This window comes from Nonomuraea roseola (genome assembly GCF_039535395.1).
Taxonomy (GTDB): domain Bacteria; phylum Actinomycetota; class Actinomycetes; order Streptosporangiales; family Streptosporangiaceae; genus Nonomuraea; species Nonomuraea roseola.
Map to the genome: position 1 here is coordinate 3,050,550 of NZ_BAAAXC010000015.1, position 16,759 is coordinate 3,067,308.

The 16,759-nt window shown below is 70.2% G+C and carries 14 protein-coding genes; 9 read left to right on the plus strand and 5 right to left on the minus strand.

Going from position 1 to position 16,759, the window contains the following annotated elements:
- The first annotated feature begins 10 nt into the window (after positions 1-10).
- Genes ABFX55_RS37840 through ABFX55_RS37860 form a run of 5 tightly spaced genes read left to right on the plus strand, consistent with a single transcriptional unit; the run spans position 11 to position 7,067 of the window.
- Positions 11-1,240 carry an ABC transporter substrate-binding protein gene (locus tag ABFX55_RS37840; RefSeq protein WP_346127851.1) on the plus strand — a complete coding sequence of 410 codons (1,230 nt, stop codon included), beginning with the start codon at positions 11-13 and terminating at the stop codon, positions 1,238-1,240.
- Entirely contained in the window at positions 1,237-2,082 is an 846-nt protein-coding gene (locus tag ABFX55_RS37845; RefSeq protein ID WP_346127853.1) for a carbohydrate ABC transporter permease, read from the plus strand. The genes ABFX55_RS37840 and ABFX55_RS37845 overlap by 4 nt, the downstream gene beginning before the upstream one ends.
- Positions 2,079-2,891 (plus strand): carbohydrate ABC transporter permease, encoded by an 813-nt coding sequence (locus ABFX55_RS37850; RefSeq protein ID WP_346127855.1) that lies wholly within the window; start codon positions 2,079-2,081, stop codon positions 2,889-2,891. Before ABFX55_RS37845 ends, ABFX55_RS37850 begins: the two co-directional genes overlap by 4 nt.
- Positions 2,888-5,860, plus strand: coding sequence for a glycoside hydrolase family 38 N-terminal domain-containing protein (locus ABFX55_RS37855; RefSeq protein ID WP_346127856.1), 2,973 nt, complete (start codon positions 2,888-2,890; stop codon positions 5,858-5,860). The genes ABFX55_RS37850 and ABFX55_RS37855 overlap by 4 nt, the downstream gene beginning before the upstream one ends.
- A complete protein-coding gene (locus tag ABFX55_RS37860; RefSeq protein ID WP_346127857.1) occupies positions 5,847-7,067 on the plus strand; it encodes an enolase C-terminal domain-like protein in 1,221 nt (406 codons plus the stop codon). The genes ABFX55_RS37855 and ABFX55_RS37860 overlap by 14 nt, the downstream gene beginning before the upstream one ends.
- 1 nt (position 7,068) lies before the next feature.
- Here the strand turns inward: ABFX55_RS37860 and ABFX55_RS37865 are convergent, their stop codons facing one another.
- From ABFX55_RS37865 to ABFX55_RS37875, 3 genes are read right to left on the minus strand one after another with little or no spacing between them, the layout of a single operon-like run.
- Positions 7,069-7,833 (minus strand): SDR family NAD(P)-dependent oxidoreductase, encoded by a 765-nt coding sequence (locus ABFX55_RS37865; protein WP_346127859.1) that lies wholly within the window; start codon positions 7,831-7,833, stop codon positions 7,069-7,071.
- Positions 7,830-8,780, minus strand: a complete 951-nt coding sequence (locus ABFX55_RS37870; protein WP_346127860.1) for a DUF4432 family protein — start codon at positions 8,778-8,780, stop codon at positions 7,830-7,832. The genes ABFX55_RS37865 and ABFX55_RS37870 overlap by 4 nt, the downstream gene beginning before the upstream one ends.
- Complete coding sequence (locus ABFX55_RS37875; RefSeq protein ID WP_346127862.1) at positions 8,777-9,886, minus strand: glycoside hydrolase family 183 protein; 1,110 nt, start codon at positions 9,884-9,886, stop codon at positions 8,777-8,779. Before ABFX55_RS37875 ends, ABFX55_RS37870 begins: the two co-directional genes overlap by 4 nt.
- Before the next feature lie 137 nt (positions 9,887-10,023).
- Here ABFX55_RS37875 and ABFX55_RS37880 point away from each other — a divergent pair, with 137 nt between their 5' ends.
- On the plus strand, positions 10,024-10,767 hold the full coding sequence (locus ABFX55_RS37880) for a hypothetical protein (RefSeq protein WP_346127864.1): 744 nt from the start codon (positions 10,024-10,026) through the stop codon (positions 10,765-10,767).
- 11 nt (positions 10,768-10,778) lie between these two features.
- Here ABFX55_RS37880 and ABFX55_RS37885 read toward each other — a convergent pair whose 3' ends face one another.
- Together ABFX55_RS37885 and ABFX55_RS37890 are read right to left on the minus strand one after the other, a co-directional pair.
- On the minus strand, positions 10,779-11,570 hold the full coding sequence (locus ABFX55_RS37885) for a hypothetical protein (RefSeq protein ID WP_346127866.1): 792 nt from the start codon (positions 11,568-11,570) through the stop codon (positions 10,779-10,781).
- A 32-nt stretch (positions 11,571-11,602) separates the two neighbouring features.
- Complete coding sequence (locus ABFX55_RS37890) at positions 11,603-12,142, minus strand: dihydrofolate reductase family protein (RefSeq protein ID WP_346127868.1); 540 nt, start codon at positions 12,140-12,142, stop codon at positions 11,603-11,605.
- Positions 12,143-12,329: 187 nt separating this feature from the next.
- Between ABFX55_RS37890 and ABFX55_RS37895 the strand changes: the two genes are divergently transcribed.
- The 3 genes from ABFX55_RS37895 to ABFX55_RS37905 all read left to right on the plus strand — a co-directional run bounded on the left by ABFX55_RS37895 (position 12,330) and on the right by ABFX55_RS37905 (position 16,754).
- Positions 12,330-13,940 (plus strand): ABC-F family ATP-binding cassette domain-containing protein, encoded by a 1,611-nt coding sequence (locus ABFX55_RS37895; protein WP_346127870.1) that lies wholly within the window; start codon positions 12,330-12,332, stop codon positions 13,938-13,940.
- A gap of 64 nt (positions 13,941-14,004) precedes the next feature.
- Positions 14,005-14,808, plus strand: a complete 804-nt coding sequence (locus ABFX55_RS37900) for a hypothetical protein (protein ID WP_346127872.1) — start codon at positions 14,005-14,007, stop codon at positions 14,806-14,808.
- A 302-nt stretch (positions 14,809-15,110) separates the two neighbouring features.
- Positions 15,111-16,754 carry a sigma-70 family RNA polymerase sigma factor gene (locus ABFX55_RS37905; protein WP_346127873.1) on the plus strand — a complete coding sequence of 548 codons (1,644 nt, stop codon included), beginning with the start codon at positions 15,111-15,113 and terminating at the stop codon, positions 16,752-16,754.
- The last annotated feature ends 5 nt before the right edge of the window (positions 16,755-16,759 follow it).

Consider the following 16,759-nt stretch of genomic DNA (forward strand, 5'->3'; position numbering starts at 1 on the left):
GAGGCCGGTCATGATCCGGCGTACCCCCATCCTGATTGCCGCATCAGTCCTTCTGGCCGCGTGTGGAAGCACTCCCACGGGCCAGCCCAAGACAGAGCTCACCCTCTACAACGACAAGGGCGCATGGAGTAAGTACTTCACCGAGATGGGCGCGCTGTCCAAGCAGCAGATCGGCCTCGGCATGAAGCCGGTCGGCTACACCGACGAGCCCACCTACCAGGCCTTCATCAAGGCCTCCTTCCGCACCGACGTGAAACCCGACCTGTTCACCTGGCAGACAGGGGGGCTGCTCAAGGAGATCGTCGGGCAGAAGCAGGTCGCCGAGACCACGGCCATCTGGCAGGAGGCCATCAAGAACGGCGACCTGTCCGAGGACGTCGCCACCTACTACACCGTGGACGGCAAGCAGTACTGCGTCCCGCTGAACGTCGCCTACTGGGGCATGTTCTACAACAAGAAGATCTTCGACAAGCACGGCCTGAAGCCGCCCACGACCTGGGACGAGCTGGTCACCGTGGCCGAGACGCTCAAGAAGGCCGACATCAAGGCCTTCTACCACACCTCCGTGCTGTTCTCCTTCGTCTGGTTCGAGCAGCTCCTCGCGGGGACCGACCCCGACCTGTACGACCGGCTCTCGACGGGCAAGGCGAAGTACACCGACCCCGGCGTCGTCCAGGTGATGGAGAAGTGGAAGTCGCTCATCGACGCCGGATACTTCAGCAACCCAGGCGACAAGACCGACCCCGCCGACGCGTTGAAGAACGACAAGGTGGCGATGGTCTCCTTCGGTACCTGGTTCAACACCAGCATGACCCAGCGCAATCTTGACGCCGGGTTCTTCGTCATCCCGAACGTCAACGCCTCGCTCCCCAAGACCTCGATGATCTTCGAGAGCGGCCCGCTGTGCTCGCTGGCCAAGGCGCCCGACCCGGCGGCGAGCATGAAGTACCTCAAGTGGTGGACGACCGCGCAGGCCCAGGAGAAGTGGTCCTCCGCGCGCGGCGACGTGAGCGCCAACCCCAAGGTCACCATCAAGAGCGAGGTGCTCGGCCAGGTCACCAAGGACGCGGGCAGCGGGAAGTACCGGCTGGTCAACCGCTACTTCGAGGCGACCCCTCCGCCGATCCTGACGGCCGCCCTCGACGGCTTCGGGCTCTTCGTCACCAAGCCGGACAGCTACCGGCAGGTGCTCGAGGACATCCAGAAGAAGGCCGACGAGTACTGGAGCACGCACCAGTGACAGGCAGAGCGGCCCCGCTGCTGGGCAGGTTCCGCGCAGGGTACGTCGCCCCTTCGGTGCTGCTGGTGGCGGGGCTGCTCTACGCGCCCTTCGTGTGGACGGCCTACCTCAGCCTCACCCGCTACGACGGCCTGATCCCGCCAGAGTGGGTCGGGTTCGAGAACTTCGTCAAGCTGCTCGACGACCCCGCGCTGCTCACCGCGATCCGCAACACGCTCATCTGGGTGGCGGGCACGATGGTGCTGCCCGTCGGGCTCGGGCTGCTGGTGGCGGTGCTGTCCTACGACATCAGGGGTGGCGCGTGGTTCCGCGTGCCGTTCATGCTGCCCTACGCGCTCAGCGGGGCGGGGCTCGGCCTGGTCTGGAGCCCGATCCTGTCCCACGACGGCATCGCCAACAAACTGCTCGGCGTCGACACCGCCTTCCTGCAGGAGGCGCCGCACAACACGATCGCGATGCTGCTGGTCTGGACGTGGCAGCAGCTCGGCGTCAACACGCTGCTGTTCGCGGTCGGCCTCCAGTCGATCCCCAAGGAGCCGATCGAGGCGGCGCGGCTCGACGGGGCGTCGGGATGGCGGCTCTTCCGCCATGTCATCTGGCCGCTGATGGCGCCGCTCACCGCGGTCGTGGTGGGCCTCGCGCTGGTGGCGAGCCTGAAGAGCTTCGACATCGTGTGGGTGATGACGCAGGGAGGCCCAGGCCGCAACTCCGAGACGCTGGCCGTGACCATGTACCGCGACACCTTCGTGGCCAGCGAGTACGGCTACGGCTCGGCCGTCGCGGTGATGCTCACCGTCGTCACGGGGCTCGCCTCCTACCTCTACCTGAGGGGGCGCAAGTGATCAGAAGGGCCTTCCTCGTGGTGCTCGGGCTGATCTGGCTCGGCCCCACCTACCTGCTGCTCGTCAACGCCTCGCGGCCGCCCGACAGCTACGACTCCTCCAGAGCCTGGATCCCCTCGCCCGACATGGCGCTGTTCACCAACTTCGCCCGGGCGTGGGAGTCGGCCAACCTCCAGGAGAGTTTGGCCAGCACGGCGCTCTACAGCGTCGTCTCGCCCGCGCTCGGCGTGCTGATCGGCGCGATGGCCGGGTACACGATCGTGGTGCTGCGCCTGCGGTACGGCTTCTGGTGGTTCATGCTGCTGTTCGGCGGCACGATCTTCCCCTCGCAGATGCTCCTGGTGCCGCTGTTCGTCGGTTTCAGCGACGCGGGTCTGTACGACTCCAGGTTCGGCATGATCCTCGTCTACACCGCGATCAGCGTGCCGCTGTCGGCCTTCGTGCTGCGCAACTTCTTCACCGGGGTCGCCTTCTCGATCTTCGAGGCGGCCAGGATGGACGGCGCCTCCACCTTCCGCATCTTCTGGCGCGTCTACCTGCCGCTGGCCACCAGCGCCCTGGCGGCGGTCTTCATCCTCAATTTCACCTTCATCTGGAACGACCTGCTCTTCGGCCTGACGTTGACCCAGACCGCCGAGGTACGGCCCGTGATGACCGCGCTGGCCGGTCTGGTGACCGACGTCTACGCGGGCACGCCGGTGCCCGTCGGACTGGCCGCGGGGCTGGTCGTGTCACTGCCCACGGTGGTGCTGTTCGTGGCCACCCAGCGGATGTTCGCCCGTGGACTCGCCCTAGGAGGACTTTCATGACGAGTCGGCTGCTGCAGCCGAGCCTTGGTTCCCCCGACTACGACGGCATACGGCAGGCGCTGCGCGAGGACACCTCCACCCCGGTGATCTCCGTCAGGGGCCTGGAGGCGAGGGCCTCCGTGCTGCCGTTGATCACGCACGACGGGCGCCAGGCGGTCAGGGTCTCGGTCACCGGCCTGGTGCCGGCCCGCATGGAACACGAGCTGGTGGGCGTCGACAGGGCCGAGGGCGCGGACGTGACCCTGCTCGTGCCCGAGGTGTCGCAGCCGACCGACTTCACCCTGCGGCTGAGCGACGGCGAGGGGCTGATCGGCGAGGCGACGATCACGGTCACGCCCCAGCGCCACTGGGACGTCTTCGTCGTGCACCACTCCCATCTGGACATCGGCTACACCGACCCTCAGGGCACCGTGCTGCGTCACCATCTCGACTATCTCGACGCGGCGCTGCGGTTGACGCAGGAGAGCGAGGACTGGCCCGACGACGCGAAGTTCCGCTGGACGGTCGAGTCGTCGATGCCGGCGCTGCGCTGGCTGGCCGCACGCCCCCGCGACCTGGTGGAGGCGTTCAAGGAGCGGGTGCGCGAAGGGCTGATCGAGGTCACCGCGCTGCCGTTCCAGTTGCACACCGAGGCGTGCTCGACGGAGGAGCTCTACCGCCAGTTGCGCTTCACCGAGGAGCTGCCGACCCGCTCGGCGATGCACACCGACGTGCCAGGCGCGGTCGTCGGGCTGGTCGACGCGCTGAACGCGGCCGGGGTGCGCTACCTCGCGGCGGCGCACAACTGGGCGGGGCGGTCGGTGCCGTACCTGCACGGAGGCGACAAGCTGACACGGCCCTTCAGATGGCGCGCCCCCAGCGGCAACGAGCTGCTGGTGTGGTTCACCGACACGCCGCACGGCATGGCCTACATGGAGGGCAACACGGTCGGCCTGGCCGACTCCTTCGAGCTGGCCGACGACCTGCTGCCGCGCTACCTGTCCGCCCTCGCGGGCAGGGGCTACCCGTACGGCCCTGGCACCTTCGGCTGGCAGGGGCCCGACGCCGACAGGGCGCCCTACGAGCTCGACGCCCTGCACCTGCGGGTCCAGGGAGCGCACGCCGACAACGCGGGGCCCTCGATCGTCCCCGCCTCGATCGTGCGCGAGTGGAACACCATGTGGGCCTTCCCCCGGCTGCGCTCGGCGATCAACAGCGACTTCTTCGCGCACGTCGAGGAGCGCTACCACGACCGCCTCGCCGTACACGAGGGTGACTGGACCGACTGGTGGGCCGACGGGCTCGGGTCGGGAGCGCGTCCGCTCGGCTACGTACGGCGGGCGCAGAGCGCGCTGCGCGCCGCCGAGACCCTCCATACGCTGGCGGGCGCCGACGCCACCGAGCAGATCGACCTGGCCTACGACAAGGTGGCGCTGTTCAACGAGCACACCTGGGGCGCGGCCAACCCGTGGGAGGACGCCGAGGAGGCGGGCGACTCCGGCGGGCTGCAGTGGACGCGCAAGTCGGCGGGCGCCTACGACGCGCAGGACGACTCGGCCGACCTGCTGCAGGCGGGCATGCGCAGGTTCGGGCGGCGGTTCGGCGGCACCGGATTCGTGGTCGTCAACCCCGGCACCCAGCGCAGGACCGACGTGGTGCGGGCCTTCCTGCCGCGGGACATCGTGCCGCTGGAGCAGCCGATCGCGCTGGTGGACGAGCGGACGGGCGAGCGGATCGCGCACCACGAGGAGGTCGTGCACCCCGTCGACTGGCCGACGCGGCCGATCGGCCGGCACGTCAGCGCGGTCGTCAGGGATCTTCCCGGGTACGGCTACGCGTTCGTGTCGATCCAGCCGGGCGAGGCCGTCGAGACGCAGGAGATCGACGAGACGATCGAGAACGAGTTCTACCGGGTGAGCTACGACGTCCGCGAGGGCTACATCCGCTCGATCTTCGACAAGGTGGCGGGCAGGGAACTGGTCAACGCCGACGCCGCGGCCGGCTTCGGGCAGTACGTCTACGACCGCTACGCCACGGCCCCCCACTTCAACCACATGTCGGGCCATGTCGGCGCGCACGACAGGACGCTGCTCGGGGACAGGGCGATCGGCCGCCACGCGGCGGTCGTCAAGGCCGAGCGCACCGCGATCGGCGAGAAGCTGGTCGTGGAGCTGCAGGCCAAGGGCGCGGACTGGGTGCGCACGACCCTCGAGCTGCACGCGGGCGTGCCCAGGCTCGACCTGACCTACCAGCTGGCCAAGCAGGGCACACCCGCCAAGGAGGCGGTCTTCGTGGCCTTCCCCTTCGCCGGCGACGGCCCGCCCTCGGCATGGGAGCTGACCGGCGGCGTCGGAGGAGGCCCGAGCGTGCCGGGCTCGGCCGCCTACATGCTGCCGATCAGGCACTGGATCACCTTCGACGACCCCGGCCTGTCCATCGCGTGGGCGACGCTGGAGGCGCCGCTGGTGCAGCTCGGCACCATCCACATGCCCTACGCGCCCTTCCCCGCCACGCTGGACGAGGAGCAGGCGACGGTCTACTCCTGGGCGCTCAACAACATCTGGGACACCAACTTCCCCACGCAGCAGCAGGGCGAGACGACCTTCCGCTACGCGGTGACCTCCTCCACGGAGGTGAAGGGCACGGCGCTGGGCGCGCTGGCCGCCTCGGGCCTCACCGACCCCTTCCTCGGCATCCTCGCCACAGGCGACGCCGCCCCCTCCAAGGAGGGCGTCTTCGTGACCGTGGACCATCCCGAGGTGCAGGTCACCTCGCTGGGCCGCTTCGACGAGGGCGTCGTGGTCAGGCTGCAGTCGTTCGCCGACGTGCCCGTGGAGGTCGAGGTGGGCCTGCGGGGGCTGCGGTCCGCGCAGGTGAGTCCGGGCCTGGCACGGGGAAGGAGGCCGCTGGAGGTCAGTGCGGAGAAGGTCAGGGTACGGCTGCCCGCCTGCGGAGTGGCCGCCGTTTGGGGGACCTGTGAAGATCGTTGACATCCGGGCCACGACGGTCGCCGTTCCCCTGGAGGCGCCGCTGAGACACAGCAACGGCGCCCACTGGGGCCGCTTCGTCAGGACCATCGTCGAGGTCGAGGCCGACAACGGCCTGGTCGGGCTCGGCGAGATGGGCGGCGGGGGCGAGAGCGCGGAGGCGGCCTTCCGCGCGCTCCTGCCGTACCTGGCGGGGCACGACCCGTTCCAGCTGGAGGCGCTCCGCTTCAAGATCGCCAATCCGACGGCGTCGCTCTACAACAACCGCACCCAGCTGCTCGCGGCCCTGGAGTTCGCCTGCCTCGACCTCATGGGCCAGCACCTCGACGTGCCCGTCCACGACCTGCTGGGCGGGAGGCTGCGCGAGCAGGTGCCGTTCGCCTCCTACCTCTTCTTCCGCTACGAGGGCGAGGGCTTCGCCGAGGTGCGCACGCCCGACCAGCTCGTCGAGCACGCCAGGCGGCTGAAACGGGAGCACGGGTTCACCGTTCACAAGCTCAAGGGCGGGGTGTTCCCTCCCGACTACGAGCTGGAGTGCTACCGGGCGCTGGCGGCCGCCTTCCCCGGCGATCGGCTGCGCTACGACCCCAACGCGGTGCTGTCCATGGCCGAGGGCCTGCGCTTCGGCCGCGCGATCGAGGGGCTGGACAACGACTATCTCGAGGACCCCGTCTTCGGGCTGGAGGGGCTGCGTCTGGTCCGCGAGCAGGTCAGGGTCCCGCTGGCGACCAACACCGTCGTGGTGAACTTCGAGCAGCTCGCCTCCAACGTGCTGCGCCGCTCGGCGGACGTCGTGCTGCTCGACACCACGTTCTGGGGCGGCATCAGGCCCTGCATCAAGGCGGCGGGGGTGTGCGAGACCTTCCAGCTGGGGGTGGCGGTGCACTCCTCGGGCGAGCTGGGCATCCAGCTGGCGACGATGCTGCACCTGGGCGCGGTGCTGCCCAACCTCACCTACGCCGCCGACGCCCACTACCACCAGCTGCGCGACGACGTCATCGTGGGAGGGAAGCTGGCCTACCACGAAGGACGCATCGCCGTACCCGAAGGGCCGGGGCTCGGGGTGCGGCTGGACAGGGAGCGGCTGGCCCGCTACGCCGAGCTCTACAAGGAGCTCGGCGGCTACCCCTACGACCGCGACCCTGGCAGGCCGGGCTGGTACGCCCAGGTGCCGAACGAGCGCTTCGCCGACCCCTACGCGGCGCCGTGACCTAGTCGGGCAGGGCGGCGGGGTTGCGAGCGAGCAGGCCGCCGTCCACCCGGTGCTCGGCGCCCGTGATGAACGACGAGCGCGGCCCGGCGAGGAAGGCGACCAGCTCGGCGACCTCCTCGGGCCTCGCCACCCGCCCGAGCGGATGCGTGCGGCCCCACTGCTCGACCTGCTCCTCCTGCGACAGCGACCCGCGCCACAGGTCGGCCGCCCACCGCAGCATCGGCGTGTCCACCGAGCCGGGGCATACCACGTTCACCCTGATGCCCTCCTGGGCGTGGTCGAGCGCCATCGCCCTGGTCAGGCCGTTCAGCGCGGCCTTGCTCGCGGTGTAGGCGGCCACCCTGGTCTGCGAGGCGAACGCCTGCACCGACGACATCAGCACGATCGACCCGCCGCCCCTCCTGCGCAGCGCGGGCACGGCCGCCTTGCAGGTCAGGAAGACGCCCTTGAGGTTGATGTCGAGCACCTCGTCCCACACCTCGACGGGGGTGTCCTCCACGGTGCCGTAGCGCTGCACGCCCGCGCAGGTCACCACGATGTCGAGCCCGCCGTACCGGGTCTCGGCCAGGTCGACCAGCTCGCGCATCCGCCCCTCGTCGCGGACGTCGGCCGCCACCTCGGTGACGCCCGGCGCGCCGTCCCCCGCCTCCAGCCCGCAGGCGATCACCGAAGCGCCGTCCGCGGCCAGCCGCTCGGCCACCGCCTTGCCGATGCCCAGCGTTCCGCCGGTCACCAGGGCCACCTTGCCCTCGAACTCGCTCACGCGATCACCTCCACACGCAGTCGCGAGGTCCTCGACTGTGCGGGGCCGAGGAGCATCGCCGTCCCGTTGTCCACCGCGGCGGCCAGCCCGTCCGTCGGCATGCTGGAGAACGGCTCCAGCCCCACCACGTACGCCCCGCCCCACCACGGCCAGTCCGTCGAGGCGCCGAGCTCCTGCCACAGCCACAGGTAGGGCATGACCTCAGCGTCCCACTCCACGCGCAGCCCGACCTGCGACTCCACCTCGTACCAGCCCGTGTCGAAGCCGGTCAGGTAGACGATCTCGCTCGGCGAGCCTGGCGGCGGCACCGTGAACAGCTCCTCGGCCCGCCGTCCCCGCGGATCTATGGACGTGGCGTGCGGGATCACGCGCACCCCCTCGGGCACGCTGATCCGCGCGCCCGGCCGCAGGAACGGCCTGCCGAAGGCGAGATGGTGGCCCCACATCGCGTGCAGCGCCACCGGCGCCTCGTTCGTGACCCGCCCCTCGACCTCCAGAGCGGCCGTTCCCGAGGCGAGCCTGAACCTCTTCTCCACCCGGTACGGCAGGCGCCGCGTGCGCACCGCCAGCCGTACCGCGACCTCGCGGGCCGTGTCGGTCAGCACCTCGACCGACCACGGCAACCCCGCGACCTCACCGTGCTGGGCCAGCCTGGCGCCCCTGTAGACACTGGGCGCGCCGCCGTTGGGGAAGACCTCCTGCCAGCCGCCCTCGTAGTGGTCGACGAAGGCGCCCACGTCGTCGGCCGCCTGCGGGGGCAGCGGCCTGCGCAGCCCCTGGGGCGACAGCCACACCAGGTCGGTGTCGGACGGCTTGTGCAGGAACTCCACGACGTCGCCGCCCTTGTCGGCCAGCACGGTCACGCGCAGGCGCTCGTTCTCCAGCACGAGCGCGCGCATGCCCTCGATCGTGATCTCCCGCAGCCTGGCGGCCCAGTTGCGCCTCACTCGAAGGCCAGGTCCAGGAAGCGCGGCCGGTAGATCGTCACATCGCGGTAGTGGTCGGTGTTGACGAAGCTGTTGACGTTGTAGGAGACGACCAGCCCCGGCCCGGCGATCCCCGGGTGCGCGTGGGCGTTGTAGGTGAAGATGTTCCCGCCGGTCTCCGGGGTCGTGTAGACCGTGGTCTTGTTGGTGAAGGGCCCGTACGGCGTGCAGCTCGTGTAGGCGACGATCTTGGAGCTAAGGATCTCGGTCGTGTCATGGGTGATCAGGACGTACCCGCCCTTGACGCGGCTGACCGAGTACTCGTTGGCCACGCCGTCCATCAGCCGCGCGGAGTCGGCCTGGTCGGCCGACCAGGTGCCGTCGGCCTTCAGGTACTCCCAGCGGCCGAGCAGGCTGGCGCCGCGCACCCTGGCCAGGTGCATGTACTTGGTCCCGCCGAGGTCCTCCACGCCGTAGACGTAGGTGTGACGGCCGTCCCTGTGGATGCCGGAGGCCCACGCCACCTTGTGGCCCGAGGGCAGGTCGTGCACGCTGATCGGCCGGTCGAGCCGTCCTGGGGCGAAGCGGGCGACCACGTTGCGGTGCCAGCGCCAGTCCCACGCGCCGGTGCCGTAGCGCTCGTACTCCTGGTAGGTCACCTCGACGATGCCGCCCGCGACGGTCGCGTCACCGGCCCAGTACCAGTGGTCCTTGTCGCGCGGCGGCATCACGGCCTTGGGGTTCTCGGACGTGCCGCCGTAGATGGTGGACAGCCTGCCGTCCTTCTCGACGGCGAAGGTGTTGTTGAGGAAGACGGTCGTGCCGCCCTCCTCCCTGACCGGCGGGCGAGAGCCGTCCGGGTTGACCTGGCCGAGGAAGGTGTCGGAGAAGATCCACAGCTCTTTGCCGCCGGGGAGCCTCACGGAGTAGGTGCCGTCCGCGCCGGTCCAGTCGTCGGTGCGGCTGTTGTCGTTGCCCTGATCGGTGAACAGGGCGCTCAGCCTGGCATCGGTGGTGGTGGCGCGGAAGGTGGGCAGGTCGCAGGTGGTGGTCGTGGTCGCGCCGGCCGCTTGGGGAGCGACCAGGGAGACGAGGACGAGGAGGAAGGAGAGCAGGAGACGCCGCATCGCAGCCCCTTATCGGCTGGGGGATCTGCTAATAGTTCTAGTCATCAGATCACTTGCTGTCCAGAAGTTCGGGCAAAGACCTACTTCGCGCTGTGCGGACTTTCCGGTTATCCAGGCGTTTCTGGTGAAATACCGCAATGCCTCTGCTCGCGATCCTGCTGTCTGCGCTCCCCGTGCTGGCCGGGGTGCTTCCTTCGCAGGAGAGCTTCGGCTGGTTCGCGTACGCGCCCGCGCCCCTGCCCGATGTGCCGTGGCTGCCGTTCGTCCTGTGCGGGCTGGCGCTGTGGGCGCCCCGGCTGCTGGGTCCCGTCGGGGTGGCGGCCACCTGCGCGACGCTCGCGGTGGGGACGCTGGTGACCGGCGAAGGAACGTGGTTCTCCATCGCCTGCCACGTGGCCGTCCTGGCGATCCTGGCGCTGGGGTGGCGGCGCGGCTCCCGTGGGGAGCGGCCCGCGCTGTTCACCGGCCTCGCCTGGGCGGTAGCGGTCACCGCCACGGCGTGGGATCCGCTGGAACGCCTGGTCCACACCCTCTCCTGGGAGTGGGGGCGCGAGGAAGGCCGCCTTCTGGAGGTCGTCTACCAAGACCCGGCCTTCGTGTTCGACCCCGGGTTCCTCTGGGCGATGCTCGTCGCTGTGTCCGTGACCGCGGCCCACCTCACCGGTCGTCGCCTCGTGGCCCTCATGGCCGTCCCCCTGCCGGCGATCATGGCCGCTTCCTGCTGGCCCTCTTGGCAGGCCGTGCCGTACGGGGTGGCGGGGGTGGCCCTGCTGCTCGCCCACTGGCGTCCGGCCGTCCCGCGAGAGGCGCCGCCGCCGATGGTGGCGCTGGCGCTCGTCGGCGCGGTGGTGACGCTCGTGATGGTCTACTTCGCCCCCTGAGAGCTGCCGCGTCAGCCGTCCACCGCGGATGCGGGGTTGATCAGGTCGCCCGATGCGCTGAGGTCGTCGCCCGGCTGTACCGGCCACGCCTCCAGACCCGGCGCGGCCAGCACGGCCGCGACGAGTTCGGCCGACCCGCCGACGAGGGTGGAGTCGAAGTCGATCTCCGTTCCGACGCACCACGAACGGTCGGCCGGCCACAGCAGGCTGGGGGACTGCGGCTCGAAGCCGAGGGGCGACCCGTGCCAGCCCATGTCGAGCGCCGCCCTCAACGGCCCGCGGAAGAGCAGGTGGTCACGGTCGGGCAGGCGCAGCCGAGGCAGCGCCCACACCTCGGCGGGCACGCCCGGCTCCGGCGCGCGGGCGGGCTCGAACCGGCCGTCGTCGCTGACGGAGAAGATCCGCACCCCGCGGCCGTCGACCCAGCCCCAGCCCTCCCAGAGCGCGTGGAAGCAGTCCCGCTCGCCGGTGAAGGGCGCGAGGACGTCGATCAGCGCGGCGAGCGCGGCGGGGGCGAGGCCGCCCACCCGCACGTCGCCTTCGTCCCATGTCGCCGCCCCGCTCGAAGGGCTCGCGACGGCGGCCCACTGCATCAGGGCGTGCGGGACGCGTCCCGTGAGCCGGGCGACCCGCGCCCACGTCAGCGGTGGACGGTCGTCGTCGAACTCCACCGGGTGCAGGACGCGGGCATAGGCCGCGAAGCCCCCCGGCACCACCGAACCGACCGATCCGAGCGGTCCGCCCAGCCTGTCGGCGATCCAGTCGCCCGCTGACACGTCCGCGACGGGCTCGAGACCGTCCATGCTCACCCCGCTGTCGTCGGCGCTCCCCGCTCCTACTTCGGAGCGTAGGTGAGCACGATCACACCCGACGCGAACGGCGTGGACTTCACGAGCTTCAGGTGCGTCGTGTCGATGCCGTCGAGGAGGCGCTCGCCGCCGCCGGCGATGACGGGGAACATCCAGAAGTGGTACTCGTCGACGAGCCGGTGCTCCAGCAGCGTGCGGTCGAGCTCGCCGGTGCCGAACTTCAGGATGTTCTGCCCTGGCTGCTCCTTCAGCCTGGCGACCTCCTCGGCGACGTCCCCCTCGATGACGGTGGCGTTCCACTCGGCGCTCTTGAGAGTCCTGGAGGCGACGTGCTTCGGCAGGCTGTTCATCCTGGCGCCGTACTCGCCCTCGGCCCCCTCCATCTTCGGCCACACCTCGGCGAAGCTCTCGTAGGTCTCCCGCCCGAGCAGCAGCGCGTCCGCGGAGAAGAGCAGCTCGCTGGCGTGCCCGTTGTACTCCTCGTCCCAGTACGGGACGCCCCACCTCTCCGGCGACCCGATGGATCCGTCCAGCGTCACGAACGTCGACTCGATGAGCTTCCTCATGGTTCCTGTCCTTTCGGTTCCGGTTGACCGCGTGGGTTCACTGTGACGCGAGGCGCTTACCGTTCTCTTACCGTCAGCCCGCCCCCCTTCGTAAGAACCCCCATGGACGGCGGACGGCCAATATTCGCGTGCTCGCCGCGGAAACCGGGCTGTACCCTGCGCGAGGGCCACACGGAGGGAAAACGTCATGGGACACGTCGAGGTCGCGCATCTCACCTACGTCCTGCCTGACGGCAGGCCGCTGCTCAACGACGTGTCCTTCCGCATCGGCGAGGGCGTCAAGGCGGCGCTCGTCGGGCCGAACGGCGCGGGCAAGACCACGCTGATGCGCCTGGTCGCGGGCGACATCCAGCCGGTCGAGGGCGGCGTGGCCAGCTCGGGAGGGCTCGGCGTGATGCGCCAGTTCGTCGGCAGCGTCCGCGACAGCAGCACCGTGCACGACCTGCTGCTCAGCGTCGCCCCTCCCGCGGTACGGCAGGCCGCCGACAAGCTCGACAAGGCCGAGCTGGCCATGATGGAGCGCGACGACGAGAAGACCCAGATGCGCTACGCCCAGGCGATCACGGACTACACCGACGCGGGCGGCTACGACATCGAGGTGCTCTGGGACACCTGCACGATCGCGGCGCTCGGCGTGCCGTACGACAGGGTGAAGTACCGGGAGACGGCCACGCTGTCGGGCGGCGAGCAGAAGCGCCTGGTCCTGGAGGCGCTGCTGCGCGGCCCCGACCAGACCCTGCTGCTCGACGAGCCCGACAACTACCTCGACGTGCCGGGCAAGATCTGGCTGGAGCAGCAGCTGAGGGAGACGCCCAAGACGGTCCTGCTGGTCAGCCACGACAGGCAGCTGCTGGCCAACGCCGCCGACCGCATCGTCACCGTAGAGTCGGGCGGCATCTGGATCCACGGCGGCGGGTTCGGCACGTACGCCGAGGCGCGCAGGGCCCGCAACGCCCGCCTCGACGAGCTGCGCAGGCGGTGGGACGAAGAGCACGCCAAGCTCAGGGCCCTGGTCAACATGCTCAAGAACAAGGCCAGGTACAACGACGGCATGGCCGCCGCCTACCACGCCGCGCAGACCCGCCTGCGTAAGTTCGAGGAGGCGGGCCCGCCGGAGGAGGCGCCGAGCGACCAGCGGATCAGCATGCGGCTGAGAGGCGGCCGTACGGGCAAGCGCGCCGTCATCTGCGAGCAACTGGAGCTCACCGGGCTGATGAAGCCCTTCGACCTGGAGATCTGGTACGGCGAGCGCGTCGCCGTCCTCGGCTCGAACGGCTCGGGCAAGTCACACTTCCTGCGCCTGCTCGCCGAGGAGCCCGTGAGGCACACCGGTGTCGCCAGGCTCGGCGCCCGTGTCGTGCCGGGTCACTTCGCGCAGACGCACGCCCGTCCCGAGCTGCACGGGCGCACGCCCTGCGAGATCGTCATGACCGAGCACGCCAGGCTCAAGAACGAGGCCATGAAGATCCTCGCCCGCTACGAGCTGGCCGGGCTGATCGCCGACCAGCGCTTCGAGACGCTGTCGGGCGGGCAGCAGGCGCGCCTGCAGATCCTCCTGCTCGAGCTGTCGGGCGCGACTCTGCTGCTGCTCGACGAGCCGACCGACAACCTCGACCTGGCCAGCGCCGAGGCGCTCCAGGACGGTCTGAACGCCTTCGACGGCACCGTCGTCGCCGTCACCCACGACAGGTGGTTCGCCGACGACTTCGACCGCTTCCTGGTGTTCGGCTCCGACGGGAACGTGTACGAATCGCCCGAACCCGTATGGGACGAGGCTCGCGTGGTGCGCCAGCGTTAAAGACTTGGTACGGCAGGCGCGTGTCCATGCCTGCCGCACCTGTCTGACGGGCTATCACGGCAAAGTGATCCCGCGTAGCCGTATTTTCGCCGCCCTCGCCCTGATCCTCGTGGCGGGTTGCTCCTCCACGCCCGACGAGCCGTCCCCGCAGCAGATGCGCCCGCTAGCGCTCAAGGAGCAGGCGTCGTCGGTCGCCAAGGGCGACCACGGGTACGTCGTGAGCTGGGCGGGCGTGCTCGGCAACAGCAATCCGTGGCACTTCGGAGAGAACGTCGTGGCCACGATCGTCGGCGTCGACGCCAAGGGCGCCGAGGTGTTCCGCATGGACCAGCCGCTCGACGCGATCCCGCCCGCGGGGACGCTGGCTTTCACGGGCCAGGCCGTGACGGGCGCCAAGCCGGAGAAGGTGACGATCAGCCACAGGTCGGCGCAGTGGCGCCAGACCGCGCGCGTTCCCTCGTCCCTGCGCAAGTTCCCTGTCTCCAGGGTGCAGACCGTCAAGCAGAAGGACGGGACCTACCTGGTCACCGGAGACGTGGGCAACCCCTACGTGCTTCCCGCGAGCAGCCTGGCGGTCAGCGCGCTGCTGCGCGACAAGTCGGGCAAGCTGCTGGGCGGCGCCAGCACGTTCGTGGACGACGTGCAGGCGGGCAAGACGCCGCGCTTCATCCTCACCGTCGAAGGGCTGCCGTCCTCGACGCAGGTGGGCGCGACCGAGGTGGTGGCGCGGACCTGGGGCTCGACTGGCCGGCCGTACGAGGAGCTGGCGATGGGGGGAGCGGTGCCCGTCCACACGGTCAAGCCCCGCACCGCGCCGTTCGCGAAGGACAAGGGACGTCATGCGGTCCCGGGCGAAGGCAAGCCCTGATCGCATTTGTCGAACGAAATATCCGGACTCCGCTGAGGGTCTCCACTATGGGGCGAGCGTCGCCCCGCGTTCCGACGCTCGCCTCCTTCACCGTTGCCCTCGCTCGCCCGCCTGCCGTGCTTCCCCGCAGGCCATCGGGCTCTTCGCCGGACACCGGAAGGTCTTTCTCGGGCGCTCTCTATTTCTTCCGCCCACTAATAAGGCGATAAATCGGTCATTGGTGGTAATCGAGTGAGGGCTTTTCCTGCGCGCGCGAATGAATCGGTAGAACTACTAGTTACCAATCCATTACCTTCGGTCACATGAATGACCGCGTCCTGGTCGAAGCTCTCCGTTCCCGCGACCCCGGTGCCCTCACCGCGCTCTACGACTCGCACGCCGAGGGCATCTACCGATACTGCTGGTCCGTCCTCAAAAGCCCCGACAGTGCCCAGGTCGCCCTGCGTGACACGCTGATCGCGGCGGAGGCGCACGTCGGCGCGCTGGCCGATCCGGACCGATTGCGAGGATGGCTCTACGCGCTGGCCCGGCAGGAGTGCCTGCGGCGCCGGTCGGCCGCCGTGGCCGACGACGTCACGGAGACACTCGTCGCGGTGCCCGCCGTGGCCGCCGCCGACGCGGACCTGCGGCTCATGGCGTGGAACGCCGTGCGCGCCCTCACCGACGCCGAGAGCGAGCTCCTGGAGCTGACCGCCAGGCACGAACTGTCCACCTTCGACGTCGCGGCGGTTCTCGGGGTCACGCCGCGCCAGGTCGAGACGGCGCACGAGAGCGCCCGAGAGCGGCTCGGCGACGCGATCACCGCGGAGGTCCTGGCGAGGAAGGGGCCCTACGACTGCGCCCAGCGAGCGGCGATCCTCTCCGGCTTCGCGGGCGAGCTCACGGCGGAGATGCGCGAGGAGGTCGTGGCCCACCTGCCCAGGTGCGAGACCTGCGCCTCGCACAGGGCGGGTCAGGTCTCGACGGCGAAGGTGTTCGAGCTGCTGCCGACCGTGGTGCTGCCCGAGACGCTCAGGGTCAGGGTGATGAGCTGCTTCGTCGACCCCGAGCTGCTGCCGTACAGGAGGTATGTGGCGCGCAGGTCGGCGGCGCTCGACGCCGAGGGGTTTCCCCAGTCCGGCGACGGCAGAGGGCGGCGCTGGTCGCAGGCGCTGGCGGGCGCGCTGGCGGCGGTGGCCACCGTCGCGGCCATCGGGATGATCTTCAGCTATTTCGGCCACGACGGTGACGGACTCACGGGCATCGCCTCGGGGGCGTTTCCCGCGGCCGGAGAGCCGCCGGGCATCAGGCTGCCGTGGCTGCCCGACCCGCACGAGACACCCATCACGGTGGAGCCCATCCTCGACAGCTCGGCGACGTACCCGATCGGGGCCTACCGCTCGACCGCGCCGGTGACCGTGACGACGCCCGACGTGGTGCCGACGCGCAGAGACCTGCCCGTCCCCGTCCCGACGCGCACGGGGCCAGGGCCTACGCCGACAGGGCCGGGCGAGCCGTCCCAGACGCTGTCGCCGGGCGAGACGCAGGGCCCCAAGCCGCCGCGTGACCACCAGGGCAGCCCCACGAAGTCGCCGTGCCCGACGAAGAAGCCGACGCCGAGGCCGACCTCGACGGCCACGCCCACCGCCACGCCGACGACCCACCCCGAGCCGACGCCGTCCCCCACGCCCACCGCCACCCCGACCGATCCGCCCAAGCCCGAGCCCACCCCCACGACCGCACCCACCGAGCCCGCGCCGACGAAGGACCCCCAGCAGGGCTCCGACGGCGGGTCCACCGCGCCGGGCAGCGGCTCGGGAGACGGCTCGGGAGGCGGCTCGGCGCAGGGCGGCTCCGGAGGCGGGTCAGGCGACGGCACAGGCAGCGGAGGCGCGGGCACGCCCTCGGACATGGGTGCGCAGGAGCCGCCGGTCCTGGTGGAGTCGAGCACCCAGGACAACGCGTAGGTCGG

Coding starts and splice junctions, on each gene's coding strand:
- ABFX55_RS37840 (WP_346127851.1), top strand. CDS start 11: ATGATCCGGCGTACCCCCATCCTGATTGCCGCATCAGTCCTTCTGGCC.
- ABFX55_RS37855 (WP_346127856.1), top strand. CDS start 2,888: ATGACGAGTCGGCTGCTGCAGCCGAGCCTTGGTTCCCCCGACTACGAC.
- ABFX55_RS37875 (WP_346127862.1), bottom strand. CDS start 9,886: ATGCGGCGTCTCCTGCTCTCCTTCCTCCTCGTCCTCGTCTCCCTGGTC.
- ABFX55_RS37880 (WP_346127864.1), top strand. CDS start 10,024: ATGCCTCTGCTCGCGATCCTGCTGTCTGCGCTCCCCGTGCTGGCCGGG.
- ABFX55_RS37885 (WP_346127866.1), bottom strand. CDS start 11,570: ATGGACGGTCTCGAGCCCGTCGCGGACGTGTCAGCGGGCGACTGGATC.
- ABFX55_RS37890 (WP_346127868.1), bottom strand. CDS start 12,142: ATGAGGAAGCTCATCGAGTCGACGTTCGTGACGCTGGACGGATCCATC.
- ABFX55_RS37895 (WP_346127870.1), top strand. CDS start 12,330: ATGGGACACGTCGAGGTCGCGCATCTCACCTACGTCCTGCCTGACGGC.
- ABFX55_RS37905 (WP_346127873.1), top strand. CDS start 15,111: ATGAATGACCGCGTCCTGGTCGAAGCTCTCCGTTCCCGCGACCCCGGT.